The 25806-nt window shown below is 69.5% G+C and carries 14 protein-coding genes; 11 read left to right on the top strand and 3 right to left on the bottom strand.

All coding sequences use genetic code 11. The features are described 5' to 3' along the window. Positions 1-41 precede the first annotated feature (41 nt). From ACFWO8_RS17935 to ACFWO8_RS17895, 9 genes are all read left to right on the top strand, one after another. Positions 42-1217, top strand: a complete 1176-nt coding sequence (locus ACFWO8_RS17935; protein WP_378951846.1) for a sensor histidine kinase — start codon at positions 42-44, stop codon at positions 1215-1217. Positions 1218-1344: 127 nt separating this feature from the next. Then, positions 1345-2004 carry a response regulator gene (locus ACFWO8_RS17930; protein WP_378951843.1) on the top strand — a complete coding sequence of 220 codons (660 nt, stop codon included), beginning with the start codon at positions 1345-1347 and terminating at the stop codon, positions 2002-2004. 72 nt (positions 2005-2076) lie between these two features. Beyond that, a complete protein-coding gene (locus tag ACFWO8_RS17925) occupies positions 2077-2568 on the top strand; it encodes an FxsA family protein (protein WP_378951840.1) in 492 nt (163 codons plus the stop codon). A 59-nt stretch (positions 2569-2627) separates the two neighbouring features. After that, positions 2628-2831, top strand: a complete 204-nt coding sequence (locus ACFWO8_RS17920) for a hypothetical protein (protein ID WP_378951837.1) — start codon at positions 2628-2630, stop codon at positions 2829-2831. 71 nt (positions 2832-2902) lie between these two features. Then, entirely contained in the window at positions 2903-4495 is a 1593-nt protein-coding gene (locus ACFWO8_RS17915; protein ID WP_378951834.1) for an amidohydrolase, read from the top strand. A gap of 125 nt (positions 4496-4620) precedes the next feature. Beyond that, a complete protein-coding gene (lnt, locus tag ACFWO8_RS17910; RefSeq protein ID WP_378952048.1) occupies positions 4621-6189 on the top strand; it encodes an apolipoprotein N-acyltransferase in 1569 nt (522 codons plus the stop codon). 204 nt (positions 6190-6393) lie between these two features. Next, positions 6394-20061 (top strand): amino acid adenylation domain-containing protein, encoded by a 13668-nt coding sequence (locus ACFWO8_RS17905; RefSeq protein ID WP_378951831.1) that lies wholly within the window; start codon positions 6394-6396, stop codon positions 20059-20061. After that, a complete protein-coding gene (locus ACFWO8_RS17900) occupies positions 20058-21047 on the top strand; it encodes an ATP-binding cassette domain-containing protein (RefSeq protein WP_378951828.1) in 990 nt (329 codons plus the stop codon). The genes ACFWO8_RS17905 and ACFWO8_RS17900 overlap by 4 nt, the downstream gene beginning before the upstream one ends. Positions 21048-21123: 76 nt before the next feature. Further along, the gene (locus ACFWO8_RS17895) at positions 21124-22014 is read left to right on the top strand and encodes an ABC transporter permease (RefSeq protein WP_378951825.1); all 891 of its coding nucleotides are present in this window, start codon (positions 21124-21126) and stop codon (positions 22012-22014) included. A gap of 78 nt (positions 22015-22092) precedes the next feature. Here the strand turns inward: ACFWO8_RS17895 and ACFWO8_RS17890 are convergent, their stop codons facing one another. Next, positions 22093-22428 (bottom strand): RNA polymerase-binding protein RbpA, encoded by a 336-nt coding sequence (locus ACFWO8_RS17890; protein ID WP_067453486.1) that lies wholly within the window; start codon positions 22426-22428, stop codon positions 22093-22095. A 304-nt stretch (positions 22429-22732) separates the two neighbouring features. On the opposite strand from ACFWO8_RS17890, the gene ACFWO8_RS17885 reads away from it, so the two are divergent. Continuing rightward, positions 22733-23059: a hypothetical protein gene (locus ACFWO8_RS17885; RefSeq protein WP_378951822.1), complete on the top strand. Its 327-nt coding sequence runs from the start codon at positions 22733-22735 to the stop codon at positions 23057-23059. Positions 23060-23125: 66 nt separating this feature from the next. Here the strand turns inward: ACFWO8_RS17885 and ACFWO8_RS17880 are convergent, their stop codons facing one another. Next, entirely contained in the window at positions 23126-24136 is a 1011-nt protein-coding gene (locus tag ACFWO8_RS17880) for a hypothetical protein (RefSeq protein ID WP_378951818.1), read from the bottom strand. Positions 24137-24240: 104 nt separating this feature from the next. Next, a complete protein-coding gene (locus ACFWO8_RS17875; protein ID WP_378951815.1) occupies positions 24241-25092 on the bottom strand; it encodes an SDR family oxidoreductase in 852 nt (283 codons plus the stop codon). Positions 25093-25197: 105 nt separating this feature from the next. On the opposite strand from ACFWO8_RS17875, the gene ACFWO8_RS17870 reads away from it, so the two are divergent. Further along, the gene (locus tag ACFWO8_RS17870; RefSeq protein WP_378951812.1) at positions 25198-25800 is read left to right on the top strand and encodes a TetR/AcrR family transcriptional regulator; all 603 of its coding nucleotides are present in this window, start codon (positions 25198-25200) and stop codon (positions 25798-25800) included. Positions 25801-25806: the final 6 nt, after the last annotated feature.

Genomic DNA, 25806 nt, shown 5'->3' with positions numbered 1-25806 from the left:
AGATCACGGCCGGAAAGCCAGCCGGGGCTACGCTGGGCCCCGTGCGCCGGTTCAGCCTGTGGCTACGCGGACGACCCATCGTCGCCGACTCGATTCTGGCGGGTTTGCTCCTGCTGCTCGATGCCCTCGGGGTGGGCGACGAACGCAACAAGGTCGTCTATCTGATCTTCTCGGTGATCCTGCCGCTGCCGCTGATCCTGCGCCGGGTGTACCCGCGTGCGGTGGCGGCGGCGATGCTGGTGCTGTCGTTGCTGAACACCCTGATCGGCTACCTGACCGATGATCAGGCGGCCGACCACGTCGCGCTGATCGGGCTCGGGGTGATGCTCTACACGCTCGTCGCCTACGTCGGCCGGCGTGACGGGCTCATCTATCTTGCCTTCGTCGCGCTCGACCTGGTGTTGTCGGTTTCGCTGCTCAACGAGCCGAGGGGCGGAGATCTGGCGATGGCCGCGCTCATCTACGCACTGTGCTGGACACTGGCCGAGTTCAACGGCGCCCGGCACGCGTATGACGCCGAGGTCGCGGCCCGCCTCGCGGTGGCCGATTACGACAAGGAGCGTCGAGCACACGAAGCGGTCGCCGCCGAACGCACCCGTATCGCCCGCGAACTCCACGATGTGGTCGCGCACGCGGTGAGCGTCATCATCGTCCAGGCCGACGGCGCCACATACGCTCTGCGCCAAGACCCCGAAACCGCCGAACGCGCGCTTGCCACCATCGCGGGTACCGGTCGCGACGCCCTGCGCGAGCTGCGCCGCACCGTCGCGCTGCTGCGCACCGAGCACGCACCGGAACTGCTGCCACAACACGGCAGCGCGGGTATTGCGAAGCTGGCCCAGATGATGCGCGAGGCGGGCCTGGCTGTTGACCTCGAGTTGAGCGGTGAGCTCGACGACATCGCCCCCGAGGTGAGCCTCGGCGTGCACCGCATCGTGCAGGAATCGCTCACCAATACCCTGCGCCACGCAGGCGCGGAGCCGAAGGCGGTGGTCCGGGTACACCGGCGCGACGAGGACGTCCTCGTCGAGATCACCGACAGCGGCGGTGTCCCCGCGCAGGTGAGCCCTGGCACCGAGATTCCCGGCACGGGGATGGGACTGGTCGGGATGCGCGAACGGGTCGCGGTGCTCGGCGGCACCTTGACCGCGGGCAGGCTCGACGACGGCCGCTGGCAGGTCCGGGCGGATCTTCCGCTGCGTACCGAAACGGAGTGACCCCCGCGCTCCGAAAAAACCGAGGAACGCTGCGCGGCTGTGCCTATTAGGCGTACCTCCGCCTTCGCTCCGGCCATGCGCGAAAGACGGAGGAACGCTGCGCGGCTGTGCCTATTAGGGTGGGGCAATGCCGATCAGCGTGCTCGTGGTGGACGATCAGGAACTCATGCGGATGGGCCTGAAAATGGTGCTCGGCGCGCACCCCGACATCGAGGTGATCGGCGAAGCGGGCAACGGTGACGAGGCTGTGCGGCGGGCGAGCGACCTGCGCCCCGATGTGGTGCTGATGGATGTGCGGATGCCGGTCGTCGACGGGGTGACCGCCACGGCGCGGATCGTGGCCGCGGGGGAGGGTGTGCGGGTACTCGTGATGACCACCTTCGACCTCGACGAACACGCTCTCGGTGCGCTGCGCGCCGGTGCGAGCGGATTCCTGCTCAAGGACACCCCACCCGAGGACCTCGTCTCGGCTATCCGCAGCGTCGCCGCCGGTGACGCGGTGGTGTCACCCAAGGTCACCAAGCGGCTACTGGACCGGCTCGTCGCCGAGGACCCGGCCAGTCTGCGCGACCCGAAGATCCTCGACGTCCTCACCGCACGCGAACGCGAAGTGCTCGAACAGATCGCGGTCGGCCGCTCCAATGCCGAGATCGCCGCGGCGCTGTTCCTGTCGGAGGCGACGGTGAAAACACATGTCGGCCGGGTGCTCACCAAACTCGGCTTGCGCGATCGGGTGCAGGCGGTGGTGCTGGCCTACGAAACCGGGCTCGTGCGGCCCGGTGGCTGAACTCGTCGGGCCGCACGGGAGAAAAATCGGGCGCTCGTGCGTTGAGTGGATAGATCGTCCGAAAGGATCGCCATGACCGCCCTGCTGTTCGTCCTCTATCTCGTCGTCGAGATCGCCGCGCTCGTCGGTCTCGCCCAGCTGATCGGCATCGGCTGGGCGCTGGTCGTGCTCGTCGCGGTGTCCGGCGTGGGATTGGTGCTGCTCGGGCGGCAGGGCAGGCGGGTGTTCGATCGGTTCCGGCGGGCCTCACGCGGTGAGGTGACCGCCGAGAGCGCGGTGGCCGACGGGGTGATCGTCGCCACCGGATCGGTGCTGCTGTTCGTGCCGGGCCTGGTCACCGGACTCGTCGGCCTGCTCGCACTGTTCCCGCCGACCAGGGCGTTGCTGCGACCGGCACTGGAGAAGCTCGGTACCCGGCGCTTCGGTCCGCTGCCCTCGTTCGCGCCCTCGCCGTATCGTGGGATGGTCGTCGATGCCGACGGTGATGTGGTCGACGGCACCGTGGTCGGGCAGTGGTACGACGACGGTCACACCGCGGGCCCGCGCGCGATCGGCTCCGCCTGAATCGAGACTGCCCCAACGGACTTGCCCGCTCCCGGCGGCGAAGGGTCTACAGTACCGACATGGCCACCGAGCAGATCACCGTCACGGTGAGCGAGGAACTGGCCGACGCGGTGCGTAGAGCGAGCACCGCTGCCGGACAGTCGATGTCGGACTTCACCACCGCCGCATGGCGGTTGGAACTGATCGCCGTGGAGGCGGGCGGGCACTGTCGGGCCGGGTTCGGCGACGCCGAAGTGCGCGCCGCACTGTCGCTGCCGACCTGACCTCGCTCGCCGCCGAGCGGAGACTGTCCCTGCCGAGGTGACGATCCGTCGATACGGCAGACTGGGGCACCGTGAGTACCCAGTTGCTGATCGGCGGTCGTTTCTACAGTTCCAGTTCCCCGGACGCGACCGCAATGGCGGTCACCGACGGCACCGTGGTGTGGCTCGGCGCCGAGGCGCCAGGGCGCGCGATGCATCCCGATGCGGAGATCATCGACCTCGACGGTGCGTTCGTGGCGCCCGCGTTCGTCGACCCGCACGTGCACGTCACCGCGCTGGGCCTCCAGCTGACCGGGCTCGACGTGCGTGTCGCCGGATCCCTGGCCGAACTGCTCGAGACGGTCCGAGCGCACGCCGCGAACCAGCCGGACGGGGTGATCATCGGCGAAGGCTGGGACGACACCGGCTGGCCCGAACAGCGTCCGCCGACGGTCGCCGAACTCGACGCGGCCGCCGGTGCGGGCAGGCTCGTCTACCTGGCGCGCGTCGACGCGCATTCGGCCGTGGCATCCTCGGCGCTGCTCGACGCGGCCGGTGACCTCGGTGACGGATATCAGCGTGGGGACCTGCTGCGCGCCGACGCCCACCACCGGGTGCGCACGGTCGCACTCGCCGAACTCACTCGCGCCCAGCGTGATTCGGCCCGTAAAGCCGCTCTCGACACGGCGGCCGCACACGGCATCGTCGCGGTCCACGAATGCGCGGGGCCCGATATCTCCGGCCGCGACGACATCGGCGAGCTGCTCGCTTTCGAACACGGCGTGGCCGTGCGGGCCTACTGGGGTCAGGCCGTGCGCACCGCGGACGAAGCGCGCGCGCTGCTCGACGAGCTCGGTGTGCACGCGCTCGGCGGCGACCTGTTCGTCGACGGCTCGCTCGGCTCGCACACGGCACTGCTGCGTGCGCCCTACGACGACGCGGCGGGCTGCGGCAAGAGCTTCCTCGACGAAGACACGGTCGCCGCACACCTTCGCGCGTGCACCGAGGCCGGGATCCAGGCGGGCTTCCACGCGATCGGCGATGCCGCCATGGACACCGTCGTCGCCGGATTCGCCCGGGTGGCAGCCGAACTCGGTGGTCCGGCGATCGCCGCCCGCGGGCACCGGGTGGAGCACGCGGAGATGACCGACGCCGCTGCGATCGCACAACTCGCCGCGCTCGGCGTGATCGCGTCCGTGCAGCCCGGCTTCGACGCCGCCTGGGGCGGACCCGACGGGATGTACGCGACCCGCCTCGGCGCCGAGCGCGCCGCCGGGCTCAACCCGTTCTCGGCGATGGCGGCGGCGGGTATCTCCCTCGCCATCGGCTCCGACGCGCCCGTGACCGCCATGAACCCGTGGGAACAGGTGCGCGCGGCCGTCCACCACCGCACCTCCGGCCACGGACTGTCCCCGCGCGCGGCCTTCGCCGCCGCCACCCGCGGCGCCTGGCGCGCGGGCGGTGTGCGCGACGGCCTTGCGGGCACGCTGGTCCCCGGCGCACCGGCCTCCTACGCCGTGTGGGACGCGGGCGACCTCGTGGTCGCCGCGGCCGCCGACACCGTGCAGCGCTGGTCCACCGACCCCCGCTCCCGCGTTCCTGGCCTCCCACGCCTCGACCCGGGTGCCGACCTGCCGACCTGCCTGCGCACCGTGCACAACGGCACCACGATCTACACCGCCTGACCCGCCGTCGACGCCGCGCCAGCAACCGAATCACGGAGCAGCACACCATGATCGAACCCGCCACGGGCCATCCCGACGCTACGACTCCCGACGTCGCCGACACGGCCCGGGGCCAGCGCTACCCGATGTTGCTGCGGATGCTGGCGGCGACGGCCGGTGGTTTGTTGCTGTTCGGCAGCTTCCCGCCCCGCCCGTTCTGGTTCCTCGCGCCGGTCGCCATCGCCCTGCTCACCGTCGCGGTGCGCGGGCCCGGGAAGCTGCGCGGCGGGTTCGGGTACGGAATGCTCGGCGGGCTGGCGTTTTTCGTGCCGTTGCTGCCGTGGACCGGGATCTATGTGGGGCCGGTGCCGTGGCTGGCGCTCTCGACGGTGTGCGCGGTGTACTTCGGGCTGTGGGGTGTGCTCGCCCGGTGGCTGAGCGCGCTGCCGGGCTGGCCGGTGTGGCTCGCGCTGGCGTGGACCGCGAGCGAATGGGTCAGGTCGAGTTTCCCGTTCGGCGGATTCCCCTGGGGGCGTGTCGCGTTCGGGCAAGCCGACGGGTGGTACCTGCCGCTGGCCGCCTACGGTGGTGCGCCGCTGGTCGGCTTCGCCGTCGCCCTCACCGGCACCGGTCTCGCCGCGTTGGCACTGCGCCTGCGCGCCTGGGCACGCACCCCCGCGCCGCGCGCGAACACCCGTGCCGTGCGCACCGGGTTCGCCACCGCCGCGGTGGCCGTGGCTGTCATTCCCCTGGCCGGCGTGCTCCTGCGGCCGACGCTGCCCGCCCCGGACGCGGGTATCCGGACGATCACGGTCGCCGCCATCCAGGGCAGCGTGCCGCGGCTCGGGCTCGACTTCAACGCCCAGCGCCGCGCGGTGCTGGACAACCACGTCCGGCGTACCGAGGAACTGGCCGACGCTGTTACCCGCGGCGAGACCGCGCGGCCCGACATCGTGATCTGGCCCGAGAACTCCTCCGACATCGACCCACTGCGCAATGCCGACGCTGCCGCCGAGATCACCGAGGCCTCGGTGCGGATCGGCGCCCCGATCCTGGTCGGCGCGGTCCTGGTGAACGGTGACCGCACGACCACCAACTCGGTGATCGTGTGGAACGGCACGGCGGGCCCGGGGGAGCGGCACGACAAGAAGATCATCCAGCCGTTCGGCGAATACCTGCCGATGCGTGGTTTCTTCCGTTTGTTCTCTTCCTATGCCGACCGCGCGGGCTATTTCGTGCCAGGTGATGGTGACGGTACGGTCACGGCCGCCGGCGTGCCGATCGGCGTGGCGACCTGTTACGAGGTCGCTTTCGATCGGGCATTCCGGGACTCTCTCGCCGCGGGCGCCCAATTGCTGACGGTGCCGACCAACAACGCCACGTTCGGTGAGAGCGAGATGACCTATCAGCAACTCGCCATGTCGCGGGTGCGGGCGGTCGAGCACGGGCGTGCGCTCGTCGTCGCAGCAACCACCGGGGTCAGCGGAATCATCACCGCTGACGGCGCGCTCATCCAGCATACCGAGCAGGTCGTCCCGGCCGCGCTGGTGGCCCAGTTACCGTTGCGCGACACGACGACAATCGCTACCCGAATCGGTGCATGGCCCGAACTGGCGTCCGTTATCCTGACCGCGATCGGCGTCGGACTGGTGTTTCTTCGACGCTACAGGACGAATCCGACTCAGGCTGTGCGCAGTTCGGACAATTCTGAATAAGCGGTTTGTTTCAACCCGGGGGAAGCGGCACGAAGTTGCTGCTACAGGGGTGTAATTCGTTGAGCTCGAAATAAATTCAGATCGGCAGCCATCCGGCTGCCGGAGTACTCCGAATCATGGGCGTGGAAAAGCCACGCCCATGGGCACTCTTGTGCCCGGGCGCTGCTCGGGGAGTTGTGACACAAGGCAGAAACGGAGTGCTTGATGAGTTCTTTGGCCACCGACCACGTCAGCTCGAGCGTCACCGACGAGGACCCGGGCCAACCGTTCGCCCTCTCGCCCGGTCAGACAGCACTGTGGTACGCGCAACGGATCCGGCCCGACATTCCGCTCACCATCGCTCACTACGTCGAACTGCACGGCGATCTCGACGTCGGCAGGTTGCTGTACGCCGTGGAACGCTTCGGCGCGGAATCCCAGGTGGGACATGTCCGCCTACTCGAGATCGACGGCGTGCCCCACCAGCGGGTCGACCCGACTTGGCGGCCGGGCTGGGGCCGAATCGACCTGCGCGGCGAATCCGACCCACGGGCCGCCGCGCTGGCCTGGATGAACACCCACGCCAGCACCCCGGTCGATATGGAGCACGAACCCCTCACCATCAACGTGGTGTTGCGAATCGGTGACCTGGAATGGTTCTGGTACGAACGCGGGCACCACATCGTTATCGACGGTTACGGTGCGATGAACGCGCTCTCGCGCACCGCCGAGATCTACACGGCCGTCGGCGAGCAGCGCGAACCGTCGGTCTCCCGGGCCGCCGCGCTCGTCGCGCTCTACGCCGACGAATCCCGCTACCGCGAGTCCAGCCGGTTCCGGGCCGACCGCGAGTACTGGACCGAACAGCTCGCCGGCGTCGGCGAACCGATGACACTGTCGTCGGTCACCGCCGCGGGCGATACCCACGACGCGGGACGCCACCGTGCCACAGCAGTACTCGACGCCGACCTCGACACCCTGCTCGCCGACGCGATCGCCACGCACGGATCGGCCAACTCGGCGCTCATCGTCGCCGCACTGGCCGCCTACGTCCGCTCGGTCACCGGCGACTCCGATGTCGTACTGAGCCTGCCGGTTTCGGCCCGCACCACCGTCGCGCTGCGCCGTTCGGCGGGCGTGGTGTCGAACGTGGTGCCGCTGCGGGTCCGGTTCGACGAGCACACCACCGTCGCCGACGTCGTGCGCCAGACCGAACTGCAGATCACCGGCGCCCTGCGCCACCAGCGCTACCGCTCCGACGACATCCGTCGCGACTGCGGCTACTCCCGCGACGCGCGCGGCTTCTTCGGGCCGATGGTCAACATCATGTTGTTCCACGACGAGCTGAAGTTCGACGAAATCGCCGGTCAGCTGCATGTTCTCGCCACCGGCCCCGTCGAAGACCTCTCGATCAACATCTACAACGTCGACGGCGGCCGCATCCAACTCGACTTCGAGGCCAACCCGAAGCTCTACGGCGAGTCCGAGAACGCCGCCCACCACTCCCGCTACCTCGACTTCCTCGCGCGCTTCCTGGCCGCCGAGCCGACCACCCCCACCTACACGCTCACCGCGATCACCGCCGCGGAGAACGACAGTGTGTTGCGCGAGTGGAACGCCACCGAGATGCCGATGCAGGCCGCGACGCTGGTCTCGCTGTTCGAGGATCAGGTGCGCCGTAGTCCGCACGCCATCGGTCTCGAATTCGCCGACCGCACACTCGGATACACCGAACTCGGCGACCGGGTGAATCAGCTGGCGCGCGAACTGATCGCCCGTGGCGCGGGCCCGGAGACCACGGTCGGCGTGTGCCTGCATCGCAGTATCGATCTGGTCGTCGGGATCTACGCGGTGCTCGCGACCGGCGCGGCCTACCTGCCGCTGGATCCCGATCACCCGGTCGATCGCATCGAAGCGGTAGTGGCACAGGCGCATCCGGTGTGCGTGCTCACCGCCGACCGCGACGGGGTCCGGCTGCCCGCGGGCGCGGTCCGGGTCGATCTCGACACTCTCGACGTCAGCGGCAACGACGTCGCGCCGATCACCGATGCCGACCGCACCGCGCCGCTGCGGCCCGATCACCTCGCCTACGTCATCTTCACCTCCGGCTCCACCGGTAAACCCAAGGGCGTCGGCGTCACTCATGCCGCGATCGTGAACCGGTTGCGCTGGATGCAGGCCGAATACCCCATCGACCACACCGACGCGGTCCTGCAGAAGACTCCTGCCACCTTCGATGTGTCGGTCTGGGAGTTCTTCTGGCCGCTGCAGGTCGGCGCGCGCCTGGTCGTCGCCGCGCCCGAAGGGCACCGTGACCCGGCCTACCTCGCCCGGATCATCACCGAAAGGGCCATCACCACAGCGCATTTCGTGCCGTCGATGCTGTCGCTGTTCGTCACCGACCCGCGGGTGCGCGGCGGGGCGGGGCTGCGCCGGGTGTTCTGCAGTGGTGAGGCGCTGCCCGGCGCCACCGTCGGCGATTTCCATGCCGCGCTGCACGGTCCCGACGGTGGGCCGGAGCTGCACAATCTCTACGGGCCCACCGAGGCCGCGGTCGACGTCACCTACTGGCCGTGCCCGGCCGACGCCACCACGGTGCCGATCGGTTCGCCGGTGTGGAACACCCAAACCTACGTGCTCGACCCGCATCTGCGGCCGGTACCGCCCGGTGTCGTCGGCGAGTTGTACCTGGCCGGTGCGCAGCTGGCTCGCGGCTACCTGGGTCGCCCCGACCTGAGCGCCGACCGGTTCGTCGCCAACCCCTTCACCCCGGGGCAGCGGATGTACCGCACCGGCGACCTGGCCCGCTGGCAGATCGACGGCGGTGTCCTGGAATACCTGGGCCGCACCGACTTCCAGGTCAAGATCCGCGGACTGCGCATCGAACTCGGCGAGATCGAATCGGCGCTGCTCGCCCAGAACGGCATCGCCCGTGCGGTTTGCGTGGCCCGCACCGCTCGCACCGGTGACGACGAACTCGTCGCCTATGTGGTCGCCGCGAAGGGCGCTCACGCACCCGAACCCGCCGTGCTCCTCTCGGCACTGCGCCGCGGCCTGCCGTCCTACATGGTGCCCTCGGCGCTGGTCGTGCTCGACGAACTGCCGTTGAGCGCCAACGGCAAGGTCGATCGCAAGGCGCTGCCCGCGCCGGAGGTGGGTGTACGGGTCACCACCGGTGCCGCCGCGCCGCAGACCGAACTGGAATGCGCACTCGCGGAGATCCTCACCGAGGTTCTCGCCTTGGACGGCACCGCGATCGGTGTCGAGGACAGCTTCTTCGACCTGGGCGGCAACTCCCTGGTCGCCGCGCGCGCGGTCGCCCGGATCAACACCACCCTGGATGCGAACCTCACCATCCGGGAAATGTTCGAGTCACCCACCATCGCCGCGCTGGCCGGCTATATCAGCACCCATCGGCCCGAAACCTCCACGCCGAAACTGGTTCCCGCGCGCAGGCCCGAACGGGTGCCGTTGTCGCTGGCCCAGCAGCGGCTGTGGATCCTCAACCGGTTCGCCGAACACGCTGCCGCCTACAACATGCCGCTGGCCTTGCGGCTCACCGGGCATCTCGACCTCGATGCGTTGCGCGCGGGTCTGCGCGACATCCTCGACCGCCACGAGAGCCTGCGGACCAGTTTCCCCGAAGGTCCCGACGGTCCGTACCAGCTGATCCACCCGGCGGCCGGGGTGGAACCCGAACTCTCGCCGACCGACGTGTCCGCCGCCGAGATCCCCGCGCTGGCCGCGCAGATGGCGGGGCGCGGTTTCGATCTGCGGACCGAGACACCGTTGCGGGTCGCGCTGTACCGGGTCGGCGCCGAGGATCACCTGCTGCTGGTGGTGCTGCACCACATCAGCGGTGACGGCTGGTCGGTCGCCCCGTTGGCCAGGGACTTGATGGTGGCGGTGTCGGCGCGCGCCGGCGGTGCCGCACCCCGGTGGGCGCCGCTGCCGGTGCAGTACGCCGATTTCGCGATGTGGCAGCGGGAACTGCTCGGTGAGGAAACCGACCCCGAAGCGCCCATCGCCCGGCAGCTCGGGCACTGGCGCGGCGCGCTGGCCGGGCTGCCCGATCAGCTCGACCTGCCCCTCGATCGGCCGCGGCCACAGCAGCGTGGCACCGGCGGGGACACCGTCGAATTCGTGATCGATGCCGAAACTCGGCGTGCCGCAGCCGAACTCGCGACCGGTCGCGGGGTGAGCATGTTCATGGTGCTGCACGCGGCGCTGGCCACCCTGCTGGCCCGGCTGTGCTCGAGCACCGACGTCACCATCGGTACGCCCATCGCGGGCCGGTCCGATCCGGCGCTGGACGAGCTGGTCGGCATGTTCGTCAACACCCTGGTGTTGCGTACCGACGTGGACCTAGGCGCCGGGTTCGACCGTATCCTCGACCTGGTTCGCGAGGCCGACCTCGATGCCTTCGCCAACCCCGACGTGCCGTTCGAACGGCTCGTGGAACTGGTCAACCCCGATCGCTCGACCACCCGGCACCCGCTGTTCCAGGTGATGCTGTCCTACGACCGCACCCCCGAACTGCGCGTCGAATTGCCCGGTGTCACAGCGGAACTGGTGCCGATCGAGGTCGGCGTCGCCAAGTTCGACCTGCAGCTCGAGGTCCGCGACAACCACGACGACGGGCCGCTGCACGCCGAATTCGGCTTCGCCACCGACGTTTTCGATCGCGCCACGGTGGAGGCCATCGCCCGGCGTTTCACCAGGCTGCTGGCCGCGGCCGTCGCGACCCCCACGACGGCCATCGGCGACCTCGACGTGCTCGACCGCCGCGAGATCGCCCGGCTGGTTCCGGTGGCCGGTGCACCGGCCGAACCGGCGGGCACGCTGGCCCGGCTGCTCGGCGACACCGCGCAACACCTGCCCGACTCGGTGGCGGTGCGCTACCTCGGCTTCGACACCACCTACCGGGAACTCGACGAACGCTCGAACCGGTTGGCGCGCAGCCTGATCGCGCACGGTGCCGCACCCGAAACGGTGGTCGCCGTCGCGCTGCCGCGCAGCCTCGAGTCGATCATCGCCATCTGGGCGGTCGCCAAAACCGGCGCCGCGTACGTGCCCGTCGACCCCGCCTACCCGGCCGAGCGCATCGCGCACATGGTCGGTGACTCCGGCGCGACGCTCGGGCTCACCCTGCCCGAACACCTCGCCGGGCTGCCCACCGCCACCGGAAAGCATCGTCGGGCACCGGAATGGATGGTGTTCGGGACGGCCGATTTCGAGGCCGACTGCGCGGTGCGTTCGGCCACTCCGCTCTCCGATGCCGACCGCAGGCACCCGATGCGGGCGGGTCAGCCCGCGTACCTCATCTACACCTCGGGCTCGACCGGTACCCCCAAGGCCGTCGTGGTCACCCACGCGGGTATCGCCTCGCTCGCCAGCGAACAGATCCAGCTGTTCAAGGTGACCGACCATGCGCGCACCATGCACTTCTCCTCGCCCAGCTTCGACGCTTCGGTGCTCGAACTGCTGCTCGGGTTCGCCGCGGGTGCGACGATCGTGGTTGCCCCGGCCGACCTCTACGGTGGTGCGGAACTTGCCGCTTTCCTGCGCTCGGAACGCATCACCCACGCGTTCATCACCCCCGCCGCGCTGGCCACCGTGCCCCCGGGCGACTTCGCTGCCCTCGGCACGGTCATCGTCGGTGGTGAGGCCTGCTCGGACGAGCTCGTCGACGCCTGGGCCACGAAGTATCGGATGCACAACATGTACGGCCCGTCGGAGGCCACCGTCGCGGTCACCGCGAGCGCGGCCATGATGCCGGGGGAGCCGGTGCCGCTCGGCGCGCCCGTGCGTGGCATGCGGTTGTTCGTACTCGACGTCCGGATGAACCCGGTGCCGCCGGGGACACCGGGCGAGCTGTACGTCTCGGGGCCGGGCCTGGCCCGCGGGTACCTCGGCAAGCTGGCGCTCACCGCGCAGCGATTCGTCGCCAACCCACACGGACGAGTCGGCGAAAGAATGTATCGCACAGGCGATCTCGTGGTCGCCGACATGACCGGACGCCTGCGGTTCCTCGGCCGCGCCGACGACCAGATCAAGATCCGTGGTTTCCGCATCGAGCTGCGCGAAATCGACCATGTGCTGCGCGAACACCCGGGCGTGCGGTCCGCGCTCACGGTCGTCCACGTCGACGAGCAGGGCCAGCAGCGGCTCGCGTCCTATGTCACCGCCGACGGCCCGATCGACCCGGCCGCCCTGCTCGACACGGCCCGCGGCAGGCTGCCCGGCTACATGGTGCCCGCTGCGCTGGCGGTGCTCGACGCGATGCCGGTGACCCCGGCCGGCAAACTGGACCGAAAGGCGCTGCCCGCACCGGAATTCGTGGTCAACGGTGGGTCGCGCGCGCCGCGCACACACCTCGAGATGCGGGTAGCCGCGGTGTTCACCGAGATTCTGGGCCGCCAGATCCCCGGTGCCGAGGACAGCTTCTTCGACATCGGCGGCAACTCGCTGCTGGCCACCCGGCTCGCTGCCGCGCTGCACGCCGACTTCGAGGTGGACCTGCCCGTCCGGCAGATCTTCGAGGCGCCGACGGTGGCGGGCATCGCCCGGCTGATCACGGAAGCGCCCCGGACGCAGCGGGTGGCGCTGGCGGTACACACCCCGCGCCCGGGACGCATACCACTGTCGTTGCCGCAGCAACGGCTGTGGTTCCTGAACCGATTGTCCCCCGAATCGAGCGCCTACAACATCGCTTTCGTCTTGCGAATCGGCGGAGATCTGGACGTCGACGCACTGCGGGCCGCCCTCAGCGACCTGGTGGAGCGCCACGAAGTACTGCGCACGGTCTTCCCCGAAGATCTCTCCGGCGCGCAGCAGGTGATCCTGCCGCTCGCCCAGGCCATGCCTGCGGTCGAGGTCGTCGACACCGCACCGGATCAGGCGCACGCGGCACTGACCGCGCTCGCGCGCAGGGGCTTCGACCTCACCCGGCAGACGCCGCTGCGAGTGTCGTTGCAGCGCACCGCATCCGACGAGCACCTGCTCGGCGTCGTCGTGCACCACATCGCCGCCGACGGCTGGTCGCTCGGCCCGCTGACGCGCGACCTCGCCCTGGCCTACGTGGCCCGGACCGGCGGCACCACGTCCGAGCGCGCGCCACTTCCCGTGCAGTACGCCGACTTCAGCCTGTGGCAGCGGTCGGTACTCGGCACCGAGGACGATCCGGACAGCATCACCGCCACCCAGCTCGCGTTCTGGCGCGAAACCCTGTCCGAACTGCCCGACGAACTGCCGCTGCCGTTCGACCGCCCCCGCCCCGTCGAACCGACGGGGACGGCGGGCACCGTGACCTGCGAGGTCTCGGCACCGCTGCAACACGCACTGGACGAGCTGGCCAGCGACACCGGTGTGAGCCTGTTCATGGTGGTGCGCTCGGCGCTGTCGGTGCTGCTGCGCAGCGTCACCGGCGGACGCGACATCCCCATCGGTACCCCGGTCGCCGGGCGCACCGACATCCAGCTCGACGACCTCGTCGGCATGTTCGTCAACACCCTGGTCCTGCGCTCCGATGTCGACCCCGGCCGCAGCTTCACCGAACTGCTGCACGCCGACCGCGACGCCGAGCTGGCCGCCCTCGCGCACGCCGATGTGCCGTTCGAACGCGTCGTCGACGCGCTCGGCCGGGAGAGCAGGGCGAGCAACCGGCACCCGCTGTTCCAGGTCGCGCTGAGCATGCAGGACAACCGCACACCGTCGCTGGAACTGCCCGGACTGCGGCTGGCCGCGCAAGAGCTCGACATCGCCCTGGCCAAGTTCGACCTGGAACTGCGGGTCGCCCCCGCCGACGACGACGGGCTGCGGTTCGAGTTCGTCTACGCCACCGAACTGTTCGACGCCGCCACCATCGAGACCCTCGCCGACCGGTTCGTGCAGATCCTGACCCAGGTGACTGCCGACCCACGGCAACTGGTGTGCGATCTGGACCCGCTCACCGTGCTCGAGCACCGAGACCACGTCCCCGCGCAGGGACCGGCCCCGGTCACGCCGGTCGTCCTGGCCGACATCCTCGAGCGTGCCGCGGCGAAGTATCCGCACCGGCCCGCGCTGCGGTGGTTCGCCGACGGCAGCGTCGCCGGGGAAGTGGGCGAGCTCGACTACGCCGAAGTCGCGAGCCGGGCACACCGTCTCGGCCGCGCGCTGATCGCCCGTGGCATCGGCACCGGCGACCGGGTGGCGGTCGGTCTGACCCGTTCACTGGACTGCGCCCTCGCCATCTTCGGCGTCGCGGCCAGTGGTGCGGCGTTCGTCCCCGTCGACCCCCGCTATCCGGCCGACCGGGTGCGGCACATGCTCACCGACTCCGGTGCCCGCGCGGTCATCACCGCCCGCGCCGACGCGGACGCGCTGCGCGAGGCCGCCGGGCCGATCGACACCCAGTGGTTGCTGATCGACGGCGACGAGCTGAACACCGAGCTGGCGGGCTACGACGACGTCCGGATCAGCGACGCCGAGCGGATCCGTCCGGTGCGCACCGCCGACCTGGCCTATCAGATCTACACATCCGGTTCCACCGGCCTGCCCAAGGGTGTGACCGTCACCCACTGCGGTCTCACCAGCCTCGCGCTCGACCTGCGCGAACGCATGGGTCTTGACCGGTTCTCCAGAACGTTCTTCTTCTCCACGCCCAGTTTCGACGTCTCGGTGCTCGACATGCTCCTCGCCGTCTACTCGGGCGCCGAAATGGTGATCGGTCCGATCGACATCTACGGCGGTGACGAACTCGGGGCCCTGCTGGAACACGAACAGATCACCCACACCTTCCTGACGCCCGCGGTGCTGGCCTCGATCGATGCCACCCGCTGGCCGCTGCCGATGCTGCGCGGCCTGATGGCTGGTGGCGAGGCGGTACCCCCGGACCTGGTGCAGAACTGGGCACCGGGTCGGCGGTTCGTCAACGCCTACGGGCCCACCGAGTTCACCGTCATCGCCGCGATGTCGGAGCTGCGGGTGGGTGTCCCGGTAGCCATCGGAACGCCCGTGCGCGGTTCGCGGGCCCTCGTCCTCGACGAACGGTTGCGGCCGGTCGTCACCGGGGTACCTGGTGAGCTCTACATCGGTGGCGCGGGCATCGCCCAGGGCTATCACGAGCGCTACGGCCTGACCGCGGGACGATTCATCGCCGACCCGTTCGGCCCGGCGGGCAGCCGGATGTATCGCACCGGCGACGTGGTGCGCTGGACCGCGGGCGGTGAGATCGACTACCTCGGTCGCAGCGACCACCAGGTCAAGGTGCGCGGTTTCCGGATCGAACTCGGCGAGATCAGCGCCGTCCTCGGCAGCCACCCCGAGGTCCGCTTCGTACACACCGAGGTTCGGCGGATCGCGGGCGATGATCGGATCGTCGCCTGGATCCAGCTGAACGAGGGCATCGACCCGGCCGAACTGGCAGGGGTGAAGCGTCACGCGATGGTCCGGCTGGCCGGGCACATGGTGCCCGCGTCGCTGAACCTGATCGACCGGGTGCCGCTCACACCGGTCGGCAAGCTGGACCGCACCGCGCTGCCCGAACCGGAATTCACCGCCGCGGCGGGGCGGGCACCACAGACCGACGCCGAGCGGACGGTCGCGCGGGTATTCGAGGATCTGGTCGGGGCGAGCGAAGTTCGCGCCACCGACAGCTTCTTCGACATCGGCGGCAACTCGCTGCTGGCCACTCAATTGGTGGCCCGCCTGGCCGCGGCCAGCAATGTGCGCCTGGAAGTGCGCACCGTGTTCGCGGCGCCCACCGTCGCCGAACTCGCCGCGCTCATCGAATCCGGACCGTCCGGCGACGAACACCGGCCCGACCTGGTGCCCCAGCAGCGGCCGGAGCGGATCCCGCTGTCCGCGGCGCAGCGCCGGCTGTGGTTCCTCAACCGCTTCAACGTCGGCTCCGCGGGCGAGACCAACTCGTCGGGGGCCTACAACATCCCGGTCGTGCTGCGTCTGCACGGCACCGTCGACCTCGATGCACTCATCGCCGCATTGCACACGGTGCAACGTCGGCACGAGACGCTGCGCACGGTGTTCCCGGAAAGCTCAGGGGAGCCCGAGCAGTTGGTGCTCGACCCGGCGATCGCCGCCGTCACGCTGTTCCACGCGACGGCCACCGCGAGCGAGGTCGACACCGCGGTGACCCGTTTCGTCACCCCGGGATTCGACCTGTCGGCCTCGGTGCCGATGCGGGCGGCGCTGATCAGCGTCGACCACACCGGGCAGTCGCCACCGGCCAAGGCCAAATACGCCGTGGCGCGTTCGACGGAGCACGTGCTGGTGCTGGTCGTGCACCACATCGCGATGGACGGCTGGTCGCTGGAGCCGCTCGCCGCCGAGGTGGCCGCCGCCTACCGTGGCATCCAGACCGGTGAACCGTTCGGCGAACAGATCCCGGAGATCCAGTACTCCGACTACACCCTGTGGCAACAGGAACTCCTCGGCACCGAGGACGATCCGGACTCGCTGATCAGCAAGCAGCTCGACCATTGGCGCGGCGTGCTCGACGGCCTGCCCGAACTGCTCACCGTGCCCGCCGATCGGTCGCGCCCGCCGGTGCCCTCCTATCGGGGCGGCACCGTCGACTGCGCGGTCGACGCGGCGACCCACCGGGCGCTGCGCGGCATCGCCACCGCGAACAACGTCAGCATGTTCATGGTGCTGCACGCGGCACTGGCGGTCCTGCTGCACCGGGTGACCGGCACCTCCGACATCGCCGTCGGCACCGCCAGCGCCGGGCGCGGGCATCCGGCGCTCGACGCGATGATCGGCATGTTCGTCAACACCCTGGTGCTGCGCACCGAGGTGGCCGACGAGCGCGCGTTCGTCGACCTGCTGCGCACCGTCCGCGACGGCGACCTCGACGCCTTCGCCAATGCCGACCTGCCGTTCGAACGGCTCGTCGAAGTGGTCAATCCGGCGCGTTCCCAGGCACATCACCCGCTGTTCCAGGTGATGCTGTCGGTGCGCAACACCCCCGTGCGCATGCTGGAACTGCCCGGCCTGCGGATCGAAGCGGTCGACGCCGACGCCGGTGTCGCCAAGTTCGACCTGCAGTTCACCTTCACCGAAACCCAGACCGCCCACCGGGTGGGCGACGGCATCAGCCTGTCGGTGAACTTCGCGGCCGACCTGTTCGACGAGGTCACCGCGCGCAAGCTCGGCGACCGTCTGGTCCGGCTGCTCACCGCCGTGGCCGCCGACCCGAACACCGCGGTGGGCGACCTGGCATTGCTCGACGCGGTCGAGTGGACCGCGCTCGCGCCGGTGCACGGCACCCGCGCCGAGCAGGCGGTGACGCTGCCCGCGGTCTTCGGTGCCGCCGTCGCTCGTTCCCGCGACGGTGTCGCGCTGTGCGCCGGCGACACAGTGGTCACCTACGACGCGCTCGACCGGTGGACCAACCGGCTCGCCCGGGTCCTCATCGGTCAGGGCGTCGGGCCGGAAACCCTGGTGGCACTGGGTATTCCGCGTTCGGTGGAATCGGTGGCGACCATGCTGGCCGTCGCCAAGGCGGGTGCCGCGTTCGTGCCGGTCGACCCGAATTACCCGCCACAGCGGATCAGTCACATGCTCACCGATTCCGCTGCGGCACTGGGTTTGACGCTGCTCGAGCACCGCGATCTGCTGCCCACCGACACCCGCTGGCTGGTCCTGGACGACCCGCAGACCCGGGCCAGCGTGCTCGGCACCGACGACTCGCCGATCACCGACGCCGATCGGCTTCGCCCACTGCGCCTGCACAATCCGGCGTACGTGATCTACACCTCGGGCTCCACCGGTACACCGAAGGGTGTCGTCGTCACCCACGGTGGTCTGTCGAACTTCGCCGCCGAGACCGCCGACCGGTTCGATGTGCGTCCCGGCAGCCGGGTGCTGCACTTCGCCACCCCGAGCTTCGACGCCGCGATGCTCGATATCCTGTTCGCGCTCGGTGGTGCGGCGACGCTGGTGATCTCCCCGGTCGGGGTGGTGGGCGGCGAGGATCTGCGGCAGGTGTTCATCCGGGAACGGATCACCCACGCGTTCATCACCACCGCCGCGCTCGGCACCGTCGATCCGTCTGGCGTGCACTCGCTCGCCCACGTACTCACCGGCGGTGAGGCGCTACCGCCGGACCTGCTCGCCCGCTGGGCGCCGGGGCGCAACTTCTACAACGTGTACGGCCCCACCGAGACGACCATCGTCACCTTGATGCCGCAACCGATGAGCCCGCAGGGGCCGATCACCATCGGTGGGCCGATCCGCGGTGTCGCGGCGACGGTGCTGGACCGGCGACTGCATCCGACACCCATCGGTGTCACCGGTGAACTGCAGTTGGCCGGCTCGGCCCTGGCCCGCGGCTACCTCAACCGGCCGGGTCTCACCGCCCAGCGGTTCGTCGCCGATCCCTATGGCGCACCCGGCGAACGGATGTACCGCACAGGCGATCTGGTGCGCTGGCGGAATGGCACGAAGTCGGCGCTGGACGTGGAGTACGTCGGCCGCACCGACCATCAGGTCAAGGTCCGCGGTTTCCGGATCGAACTCGGCGAGATCGACGTCGCGTTCGCCCGGCACGCCCATGTCGAGCTCGCGCTCACCATCGGGCACACCACGCAGGCCGGCGCGACCGCCCTGGTCTCGTACGTGAAGGCGCGCAACGGGACCGCACCGAGCGTGCCCGAACTGCTCGAGCACGTCGCGGCGCACGTGCCGAACTACATGGTCCCGCAGGCGATCATGCTGCTCGACGAAGTGCCGCTGAGTCCCGTCGGCAAGCTCGATCGCGCCCGGCTGCCCGAGCCGGTGTTCATCGCGGCCGGTGGTTACCGCGCACCGGTGACCGCCGCCGAGACAGCGCTGTGCACGGTGTTCGCCGAGGTGCTCGGGGTCGAGCGGGTCGGCGTGGACGACGGGTTCTTCGAACTCGGCGGCAACTCCCTGCTGGCCACCAAAGTCGTTGCGGCACTGCGTGAGCAGGGCTACGAGATGCCCGTCCAGATGATGTTCGGCGACGCCACTCCCTCGGCCATCGCGGCCAAGCTCGACGACATCGACCCGGACGCGGTGATCGAGGCGGCGACCAGCCCGGTGCTGGCTATCCGCCCGTCCACCAGCCCGCACGACACCCCGCTGTTCTGCGTGCACCCGGCGATCGGTCTGGCCTGGTGCTACGCGGGACTGCTTGCCCATCTCGCCCCGCAGCGCCCGGTGTACGGCCTGCAGGCCCCGCACGTGTCCGGCGACGACGGCTTCACCTCGATTCCCGAGGCCGCCGGACACTATGTCGCCCATATCAAGTCGATCCAGCCACACGGGCCCTACCACCTGCTCGGCTGGTCGCTCGGCGGCCTGATCGCGCAGGAGATCGCCGTTCAGCTGCAAGACGCGGGCGAAGACGTCGAGCTGCTGGCGATGATGGACAGCTACCAGCTCGGCGACCGCTGGCTCGACACCTCGATGCCCAGCGTCGCCGATATCCTCGGCGAGTTCGGCGCCGATCTGGTCGACGGCGCACCGTTGCCCGCCGACCTCGACCTGCACGAAGCGGCGGATCTACTGCGGGCACAGGCGGGCCCGTTCGCCGCGCTCTCGGTGGACCACCTGCAACGCCTCTACACGGGGTACGCCGACGGCACCGTCATGGCCAACCGGTTCCGGCCGCGCACCTTCGACGGCGACCTCGTGTTCTTCACCGCCGTGGCGGACGAGATCAACGCCGCCGATCCGAGCCGGTGCGCGCAGGCCTGGCAGCCCTTCGTCACCGGCAACATCCACAACCACGACCTGCCCTGCAGGCACGCGGCGATGACCACACCGGAATCGCTGGCGGTGATCGGCCCCGTGCTGCATCGCCACCTCGACGCCGTCCCGGAGATCACCGTGTGCGGCACCGGCCAGAAGGAGATGCGACCGTGAGCCTCGCGGTAGAAGTACGCGGCCTTGCCAAGAGTTACGGCAAAGTGCGCGTACTGAAGGAGATCGACCTGGAGATCCCGGCGGGCACCGTGCTGGGTCTGCTCGGACCCAACGGCGCGGGCAAGACCACCACGGTGCGGATCGTCACCACACTGTTGCGGCCCGACGCCGGTTCGGTGCGGGTCGCCGGTATCGATGTGCTGGCCGACCCGGCCAGCGCGCGCACCAGGATCGGGTTGTCCGGCCAATACGCGGCGGTCGACGCGAACCTGACCGGCTACGAGAACCTACGCATGGTGGCGCGGCTGTACGGCATGGGCCGCAAGCAGTCCGTCGCCCGCGTGGAGGAATTGCTCACCGCGTTCGGACTCGACCACGCGGCGGGCAGGCGGGCAGGCACCTACTCCGGTGGCATGGCGCGTCGGCTCGACCTGGCCGGTGCGCTGGTGGCGCGGCCGCCGGTGGTGGTGCTGGACGAACCGACCACGGGCCTCGATCCGCGCGGTCGCCTGGACATGTGGCAGGTGATCGGGGATCTCGTCGACGACGGCACCACCGTCCTGCTCACCACCCAGTACCTCGAAGAGGCCGACCTGCTCGCCGACCGGATCACCGTTATCGACAAGGGCACGGTCATCGCCCGCGGTTCCGCCGACGAACTCAAGACCTCCATCGGCGGTGACCGGCTCACCGTCACCCTGGCCGCCGGGCAGAGCCCGTGGCCCGCGGTCACGGTCCTGCAGCAGGTCGGCGTCGGCGAGCCCATCCACGAACCCGGCAGCGACGAGGTGTCGGTGGTCGTCGGTAACGGGTCACGCACGATGGTCGAAGCGCTGCGCCGCCTCGACGACGCCGGCGTCTGCGTCCTCGACGCGAACGTCGTGCGCCCCACTCTCGACGATGTCTTCCTTTCCCTCACCGGCACCCCGGCGGCGCCGATCCCCGAACCCGAAACCGACGACGTGCAAGAGGAGGTCCTGTCGTGAGCGAGCGCAGCGAGCGGTTGATAGACACTGCTGCCATGGCAGTCATCCCGGAGCCGAGCGTCAGCGAGGTGCAGGCATGAGTGCCCCCGACGTCACGGTGGACGAGTACGAAACCCGCGATCTGCCGATCCAGCCGAACACCCCCCGTCCCTCCGCTTCCGAGGAGCGGGAACCACGGGCCCGGTTCGTGCGTGACAGTGCGATCGTCGCCTACCGCAACCTGCTGACCATCCTGCGAGTGCCGACGCTGCTGGTCACCGCGACCATCCAGCCGCTGATGTTCGTGTTCCTGTTCGCCTACATCTTCGGTGCCTCGCTCGGCGGCGACCAGTACCGGGAATTCCTGCTGGCGGGCATCTTCACCCAGACCGTGGCGTTCAATGCCGCGTTCACCACCGTCGGGCTGGCCGGTGACCTGCAGAAGGGCATCATCGACCGGATGCGGACGTTGCCGATGTCGCGGCTGGCGGTCCTGATGGGGCGCACCCTCTCGGACCTTGTCGTCAATATCGTCAGTCTGGGCGTGATGTCGATCTGCGGGTACATCGTCGGGTGGCGCATCCACGGCAGCGTCGGCGACGCGGTGATCGCGTTCGCGATCATCTTGCTGTTCGCGTTCGCGATGTCGTGGGTCGGCGCGCTGACCGGTCTGGTCTCCCCGACGGTGGAAGTGGCACAGAGCGCTGGGCTGATCTGGCTGTTCCCGCTGACGTTCATCTCCTCGGCGTTCATCTCCGCCGAGACGCTGCCGGGCCCGCTGCGCGCCATCGCCGAATGGAACCCGATCACCGCGGTCTCGGCAGCGGGCCGCAAGCTCTTCGAGAACGACTCACCCCCGAGCTTCGTCCCGGCGACGGGCTGGGCGGCCGAGAACTGCATCCTCTACGCGATCATCTGCTCGCTGGTCATCCTCGCCATCGCGATGCCCGCGGCACTACTGCAGTACCGCAAGGTCGCCAGTCACTGAATTCTTGGCGCGCCGAGAACGCCGAAGGCCGCCTTCCCGAATCGGGTAGGCGGCCTTCGGCGTCGTGTGTTCGAACTTCTACCCGCGGCGACGGGTCTTCAGGAGGTCGAGGCGCTCCTTGAGCAGTTCCTCGAGCTCTTCCTTGCTGCGACGTTCCAGCAGCATGTCCCAGTGGGTGCGCGGCGGCTTGACCTTCTTGGTCTCCACGGAGGTGCCCTCCATGAGCTGACCTTCTTGGCCGTTGCGGCACAACCAGGTGGGCGGGATCTCCGCGTCGTCGGCGAACGGGACGTCGAACTCCTCACCGTTGTCGGTGCGGTAGCGGGCGATCCGGCGCGGGGCCAGGTCGTGGTCGCGATCGGTCTCGTAGCTCACCGCTCCGAGCCGGCTGCCCCGGAGTACGCGATCTGCCATGTGTGCTCCTGTATTTTTTGGCGGCCGGGGCCGCGGTTTTCGGCGCTGAACTCCGCCTCTTCCCTCCCTACGGGTACTCCTTCGTCGCACCCTTCGGTCAGTCCATCGGCGGAGGCGCGCCGAAAACAGGTCTTGGTATTACTTCAACGCACGGGAAGTCTGAACTGTTCCATTGTAGTCGCAGGGCCTTCACGTCCGAGCTACCCCCGAATCAGCGCCCGACGGTAGTTCGGTACCGAGGGGGTGCCCGCTCAGCGAGACCTGAACCGGCGAATCGCTTCGCGGGCCGATAGGGTTTCCGATCATGTCGCGCAGTCGCCTGCTGTCCTGCCTGTGGTGCGGGCGGGAGATCGTGGATTCGGAGTCGGGTCGGCGTCGCCGCTATTGCCGCCAATCGTGTCGCCAACGTGCCTATGAGCACCGCAGCAGTCTCAAGGGGACCGGGATCCCCGAGGACGCGGTCGTGCTCACCGCGCAGGAGGCCGCCGATCTTGCCGATCGGTGGTTCGCGGCGCGGTGTGCGGCCGAGGATGTGGCGACGGCGGTGGGGGAGGGTGCCTCCCCGGCGGAGTTGTCGGAGTTGAGCGCGACCCTGGTGCAGTTGGCCCGGGAAGCCGAACGGCTGCGCTGATCGCGCGAAATCCCGTGTTCCCCACGGTAATCAGTGGGAACACGGGACGGGTGGGCGACAACGGCGCTAGGTCGACAATGTCTCTCTGGCGCGCAGGTACACGGCCGTGACGCCCCCTGCGACGAAGAGCGCGAGGGCCGCGGCGGCACCGGCGGTCGCGAGGTCGGGGCTGGTGATGGCCTGTCCGCGCAGGGCCTGCCACGCCACGAGCGTGAGCAAGCCGAAGTAGCCGAGGACGGCAACCACGAGCAGGGCGGCGCGGGTCGTTTCGGTGCGCAACCAGGGGTAACGGGGAGCTAGGGCGACCAAGACGACGGCGAGCAGCAGCAGGACCTGGATGCCGTGCAGGCCGACGAAGTGCGGGATGCGCAGGTCGCCGCCGATGGTGCTCCAGTGGGTGATCGGCATGCCCGCGGCACTGTCACGTGCGGTATCGCCGGGCCGCACCGTGTGCCCGGCGACCAGCCCCACCACGGTGCCGTCCGCTTGACGGACGAGCTGCGGCCCGGTCAACCCCATCAGGTACCCGAGCGCCATCCCGGTCACCGCCAGCCACAGCCCGGCCTTCAACGCGATCCGGGTCGGCCGATCGGCGAGTTTCTGCCAGGAAATGATCACCGCCAGGACAAGATTCGCGAGGAACAACCCGGGCACACCGGAGGCGAACACTTGCTGTCCGATCTCGTTGACCGGGTCGGTGGAGTCGTTGAAATGGCTGAACGTCCCGCGCGCCGCCTGCATCGCGATGAACCCCACATCGGCGACCCCGGTGATCGCGAAGACGGTGCCCAGCCACCAGGTGGCCCGCCGCCCGCGATGCGGCAACCGCAGAATCCAGGCCAGGGTCACGCCGTAGAGGGCGAAGGCGAGGCCGAACTTGGCCGGCTTGAGCCACACCGACTCGCCGAGCAACAGCCGGTCGTCCACCACCATCCCGACGATCGACACCACGACCAGCGCGGCCATGAGCGCGGAATTCACCAGCAGCGGGCCGTGCCAGGGAGCACGGTCGGTGCCATCGCGCGCAGTGCGGAAACCGATGCGGGACAGAGTCTGGGTGAGGTCGATCGTCGCCATGAATCGAAGGTAGAAATCCGGTGCGCCACACCACGTCCCGCTGCGGAACGGTTCGATTCCGATACCCGGGTACGGGTCGGCCTACCCCAGTTCTAGGGGTTGTCTCAGATTCCCATGCGCCAGATGGCGGCATCGACCGCGCGGGGCGATACGAGCGCGAGGGCCTGCAGGACACGGGTGTAGGTCGGGTACAGCTCGACCGGGCGGGTCCGGATCGCGGTGGTGATCCAGTCGGCGGCCTCCTCGGCCGACAGTGCCGCCGCGTCGGCGTATTTGCCGGTGGGCGCGATCATCTCCGTGCGCACCAGCGGGTAGCCGATCGTGGTGACGTGCACGCCGCGGCGCCTTGTCTCCGCGCCGAGACTGCGTCCGAACGCGCCGAGCGCCGCCTTCGACGCGTGATAGGCGGTGAACAGCGGCATCGACCCGGCGGCCACACCCCACGTCGCGACATTGACGATGTGCCCGGCGCCCGCGTCGAGCATCGACGGCAGCAGCCCCATCGTGAGCCGCGTCGCCCCGAAGTAGTTCAGTGCCATGGTGCGCTCGTAATCGTGGAACCGGTCGGTGGTGTCGGCGGCCCCGCGGCGGATCGAACGGCCCGCGTTGTTCACCAGCACGTCGACGGTCCCGAACTGCTCGAGCAGAGCTTTGGCCAGTGCGTCGTTCTGCTCGGCGTCGGCGAGGTCGCAGGTGATCATCTCGGCGTCGCCGCCTTCGGCGCGGACCGCATCGCGCACCTCGGCGAGCGGTTCGGCATTCCTGGCGACGAGAACCACCCGCGCGCCCTCCCGGCCGAGAGCGTGCGCCGCGGCTTTGCCGACGCCCGACGAGGCTCCCGTGAGCACCACAGTCTTCCCGGCGATCTCCTGCCGCTCAGCACGGACCAATCGGGCGATCATGCCGGGGAGCGCGGGCGGGTTGAGCAGCACCGATTGTGCGACTTCGGCGAACACGGGGTCTCCTGTCGTGTCGAGCGGCGGGTCAATTTACTGAATAGTAAATTACAAAGTGGGCAATTGGGTGTCAACCGGCGCTGGGTCGAATGGTTGGATAAATGGGTGAGCACAGCCGGTACCAAGGGCGTCCCGCGCCCCGAGCGCGAACAGCAGATCCTCGACGCCGCCGTCGCCGAGATCGGCCGCGTGGGTTACGCGGGGCTGTCCCTCGCCGACGTCGCCCAGCGCGCGGGGGTGTCCAAGCCGCTGGTCTACACCTACTTCCAGTCCAAGGACGGGCTCTACATCGCCTGTGTGGACCGGGCGGCGGCTGTCCTGTTCGACGCGATCGAATCAGCCATCGCCGGAGCGGGTGGTCTCACCAAGGCCGAACGCACCCTCGACGCGATCTTCGTCGCGCTGGAACCGCGCCCGCACGACTGGACCGTGCTCTTCGACCGCTCCCACCCCGATGACGGACCCGCCGCCGACGCCGTCCGCGCCGCACGCCGCCGGATCGCCGCCCAAGCCGCCCGCGGTGTCGCCGACGCCATCGGTGCCGTCGACCTCACCGACCCCACCGACCTGTCCGCGCTGACCGACGTCTGGATGGGCGCGGTGACCTCGCTGGTCCTGTGGTGGTTACGCCACCCCGACCAGACGGCCACCCAGATGACCGCCCGCAGCCACCGCCTGATCGACGCCCTCCTAGCGTCCCCACGGTGACCGCGC

The sequence above is a fragment of the Nocardia sp. NPDC058480 genome (assembly GCF_042720495.1).
Classification (GTDB): domain Bacteria; phylum Actinomycetota; class Actinomycetes; order Mycobacteriales; family Mycobacteriaceae; genus Nocardia.
The sequence above is the reverse complement of the archived record's forward strand: the minus strand, read 5'-3'. Positions and strand labels throughout refer to the sequence as shown.

Excerpts from the sequence above, each read along its gene's own strand:
- ACFWO8_RS17930 (WP_378951843.1), top strand. The coding sequence starts at position 1,345 with ATGCCGATCAGCGTGCTCGTGGTGGACGATCAGGAACTCATGCGGATG.
- ACFWO8_RS17925 (WP_378951840.1), top strand. The coding sequence starts at position 2,077 with ATGACCGCCCTGCTGTTCGTCCTCTATCTCGTCGTCGAGATCGCCGCG.
- ACFWO8_RS17920 (WP_378951837.1), top strand. The coding sequence starts at position 2,628 with ATGGCCACCGAGCAGATCACCGTCACGGTGAGCGAGGAACTGGCCGAC.
- lnt (WP_378952048.1), top strand. The coding sequence starts at position 4,621 with ATGTTGCTGCGGATGCTGGCGGCGACGGCCGGTGGTTTGTTGCTGTTC.
- ACFWO8_RS17905 (WP_378951831.1), top strand. The coding sequence starts at position 6,394 with ATGAGTTCTTTGGCCACCGACCACGTCAGCTCGAGCGTCACCGACGAG.
- ACFWO8_RS17895 (WP_378951825.1), top strand. The coding sequence starts at position 21,124 with ATGAGTGCCCCCGACGTCACGGTGGACGAGTACGAAACCCGCGATCTG.
- ACFWO8_RS17890 (WP_067453486.1), bottom strand. The coding sequence starts at position 22,428 with ATGGCAGATCGCGTACTCCGGGGCAGCCGGCTCGGAGCGGTGAGCTAC.
- ACFWO8_RS17885 (WP_378951822.1), top strand. The coding sequence starts at position 22,733 with ATGTCGCGCAGTCGCCTGCTGTCCTGCCTGTGGTGCGGGCGGGAGATC.
- ACFWO8_RS17880 (WP_378951818.1), bottom strand. The coding sequence starts at position 24,136 with ATGGCGACGATCGACCTCACCCAGACTCTGTCCCGCATCGGTTTCCGC.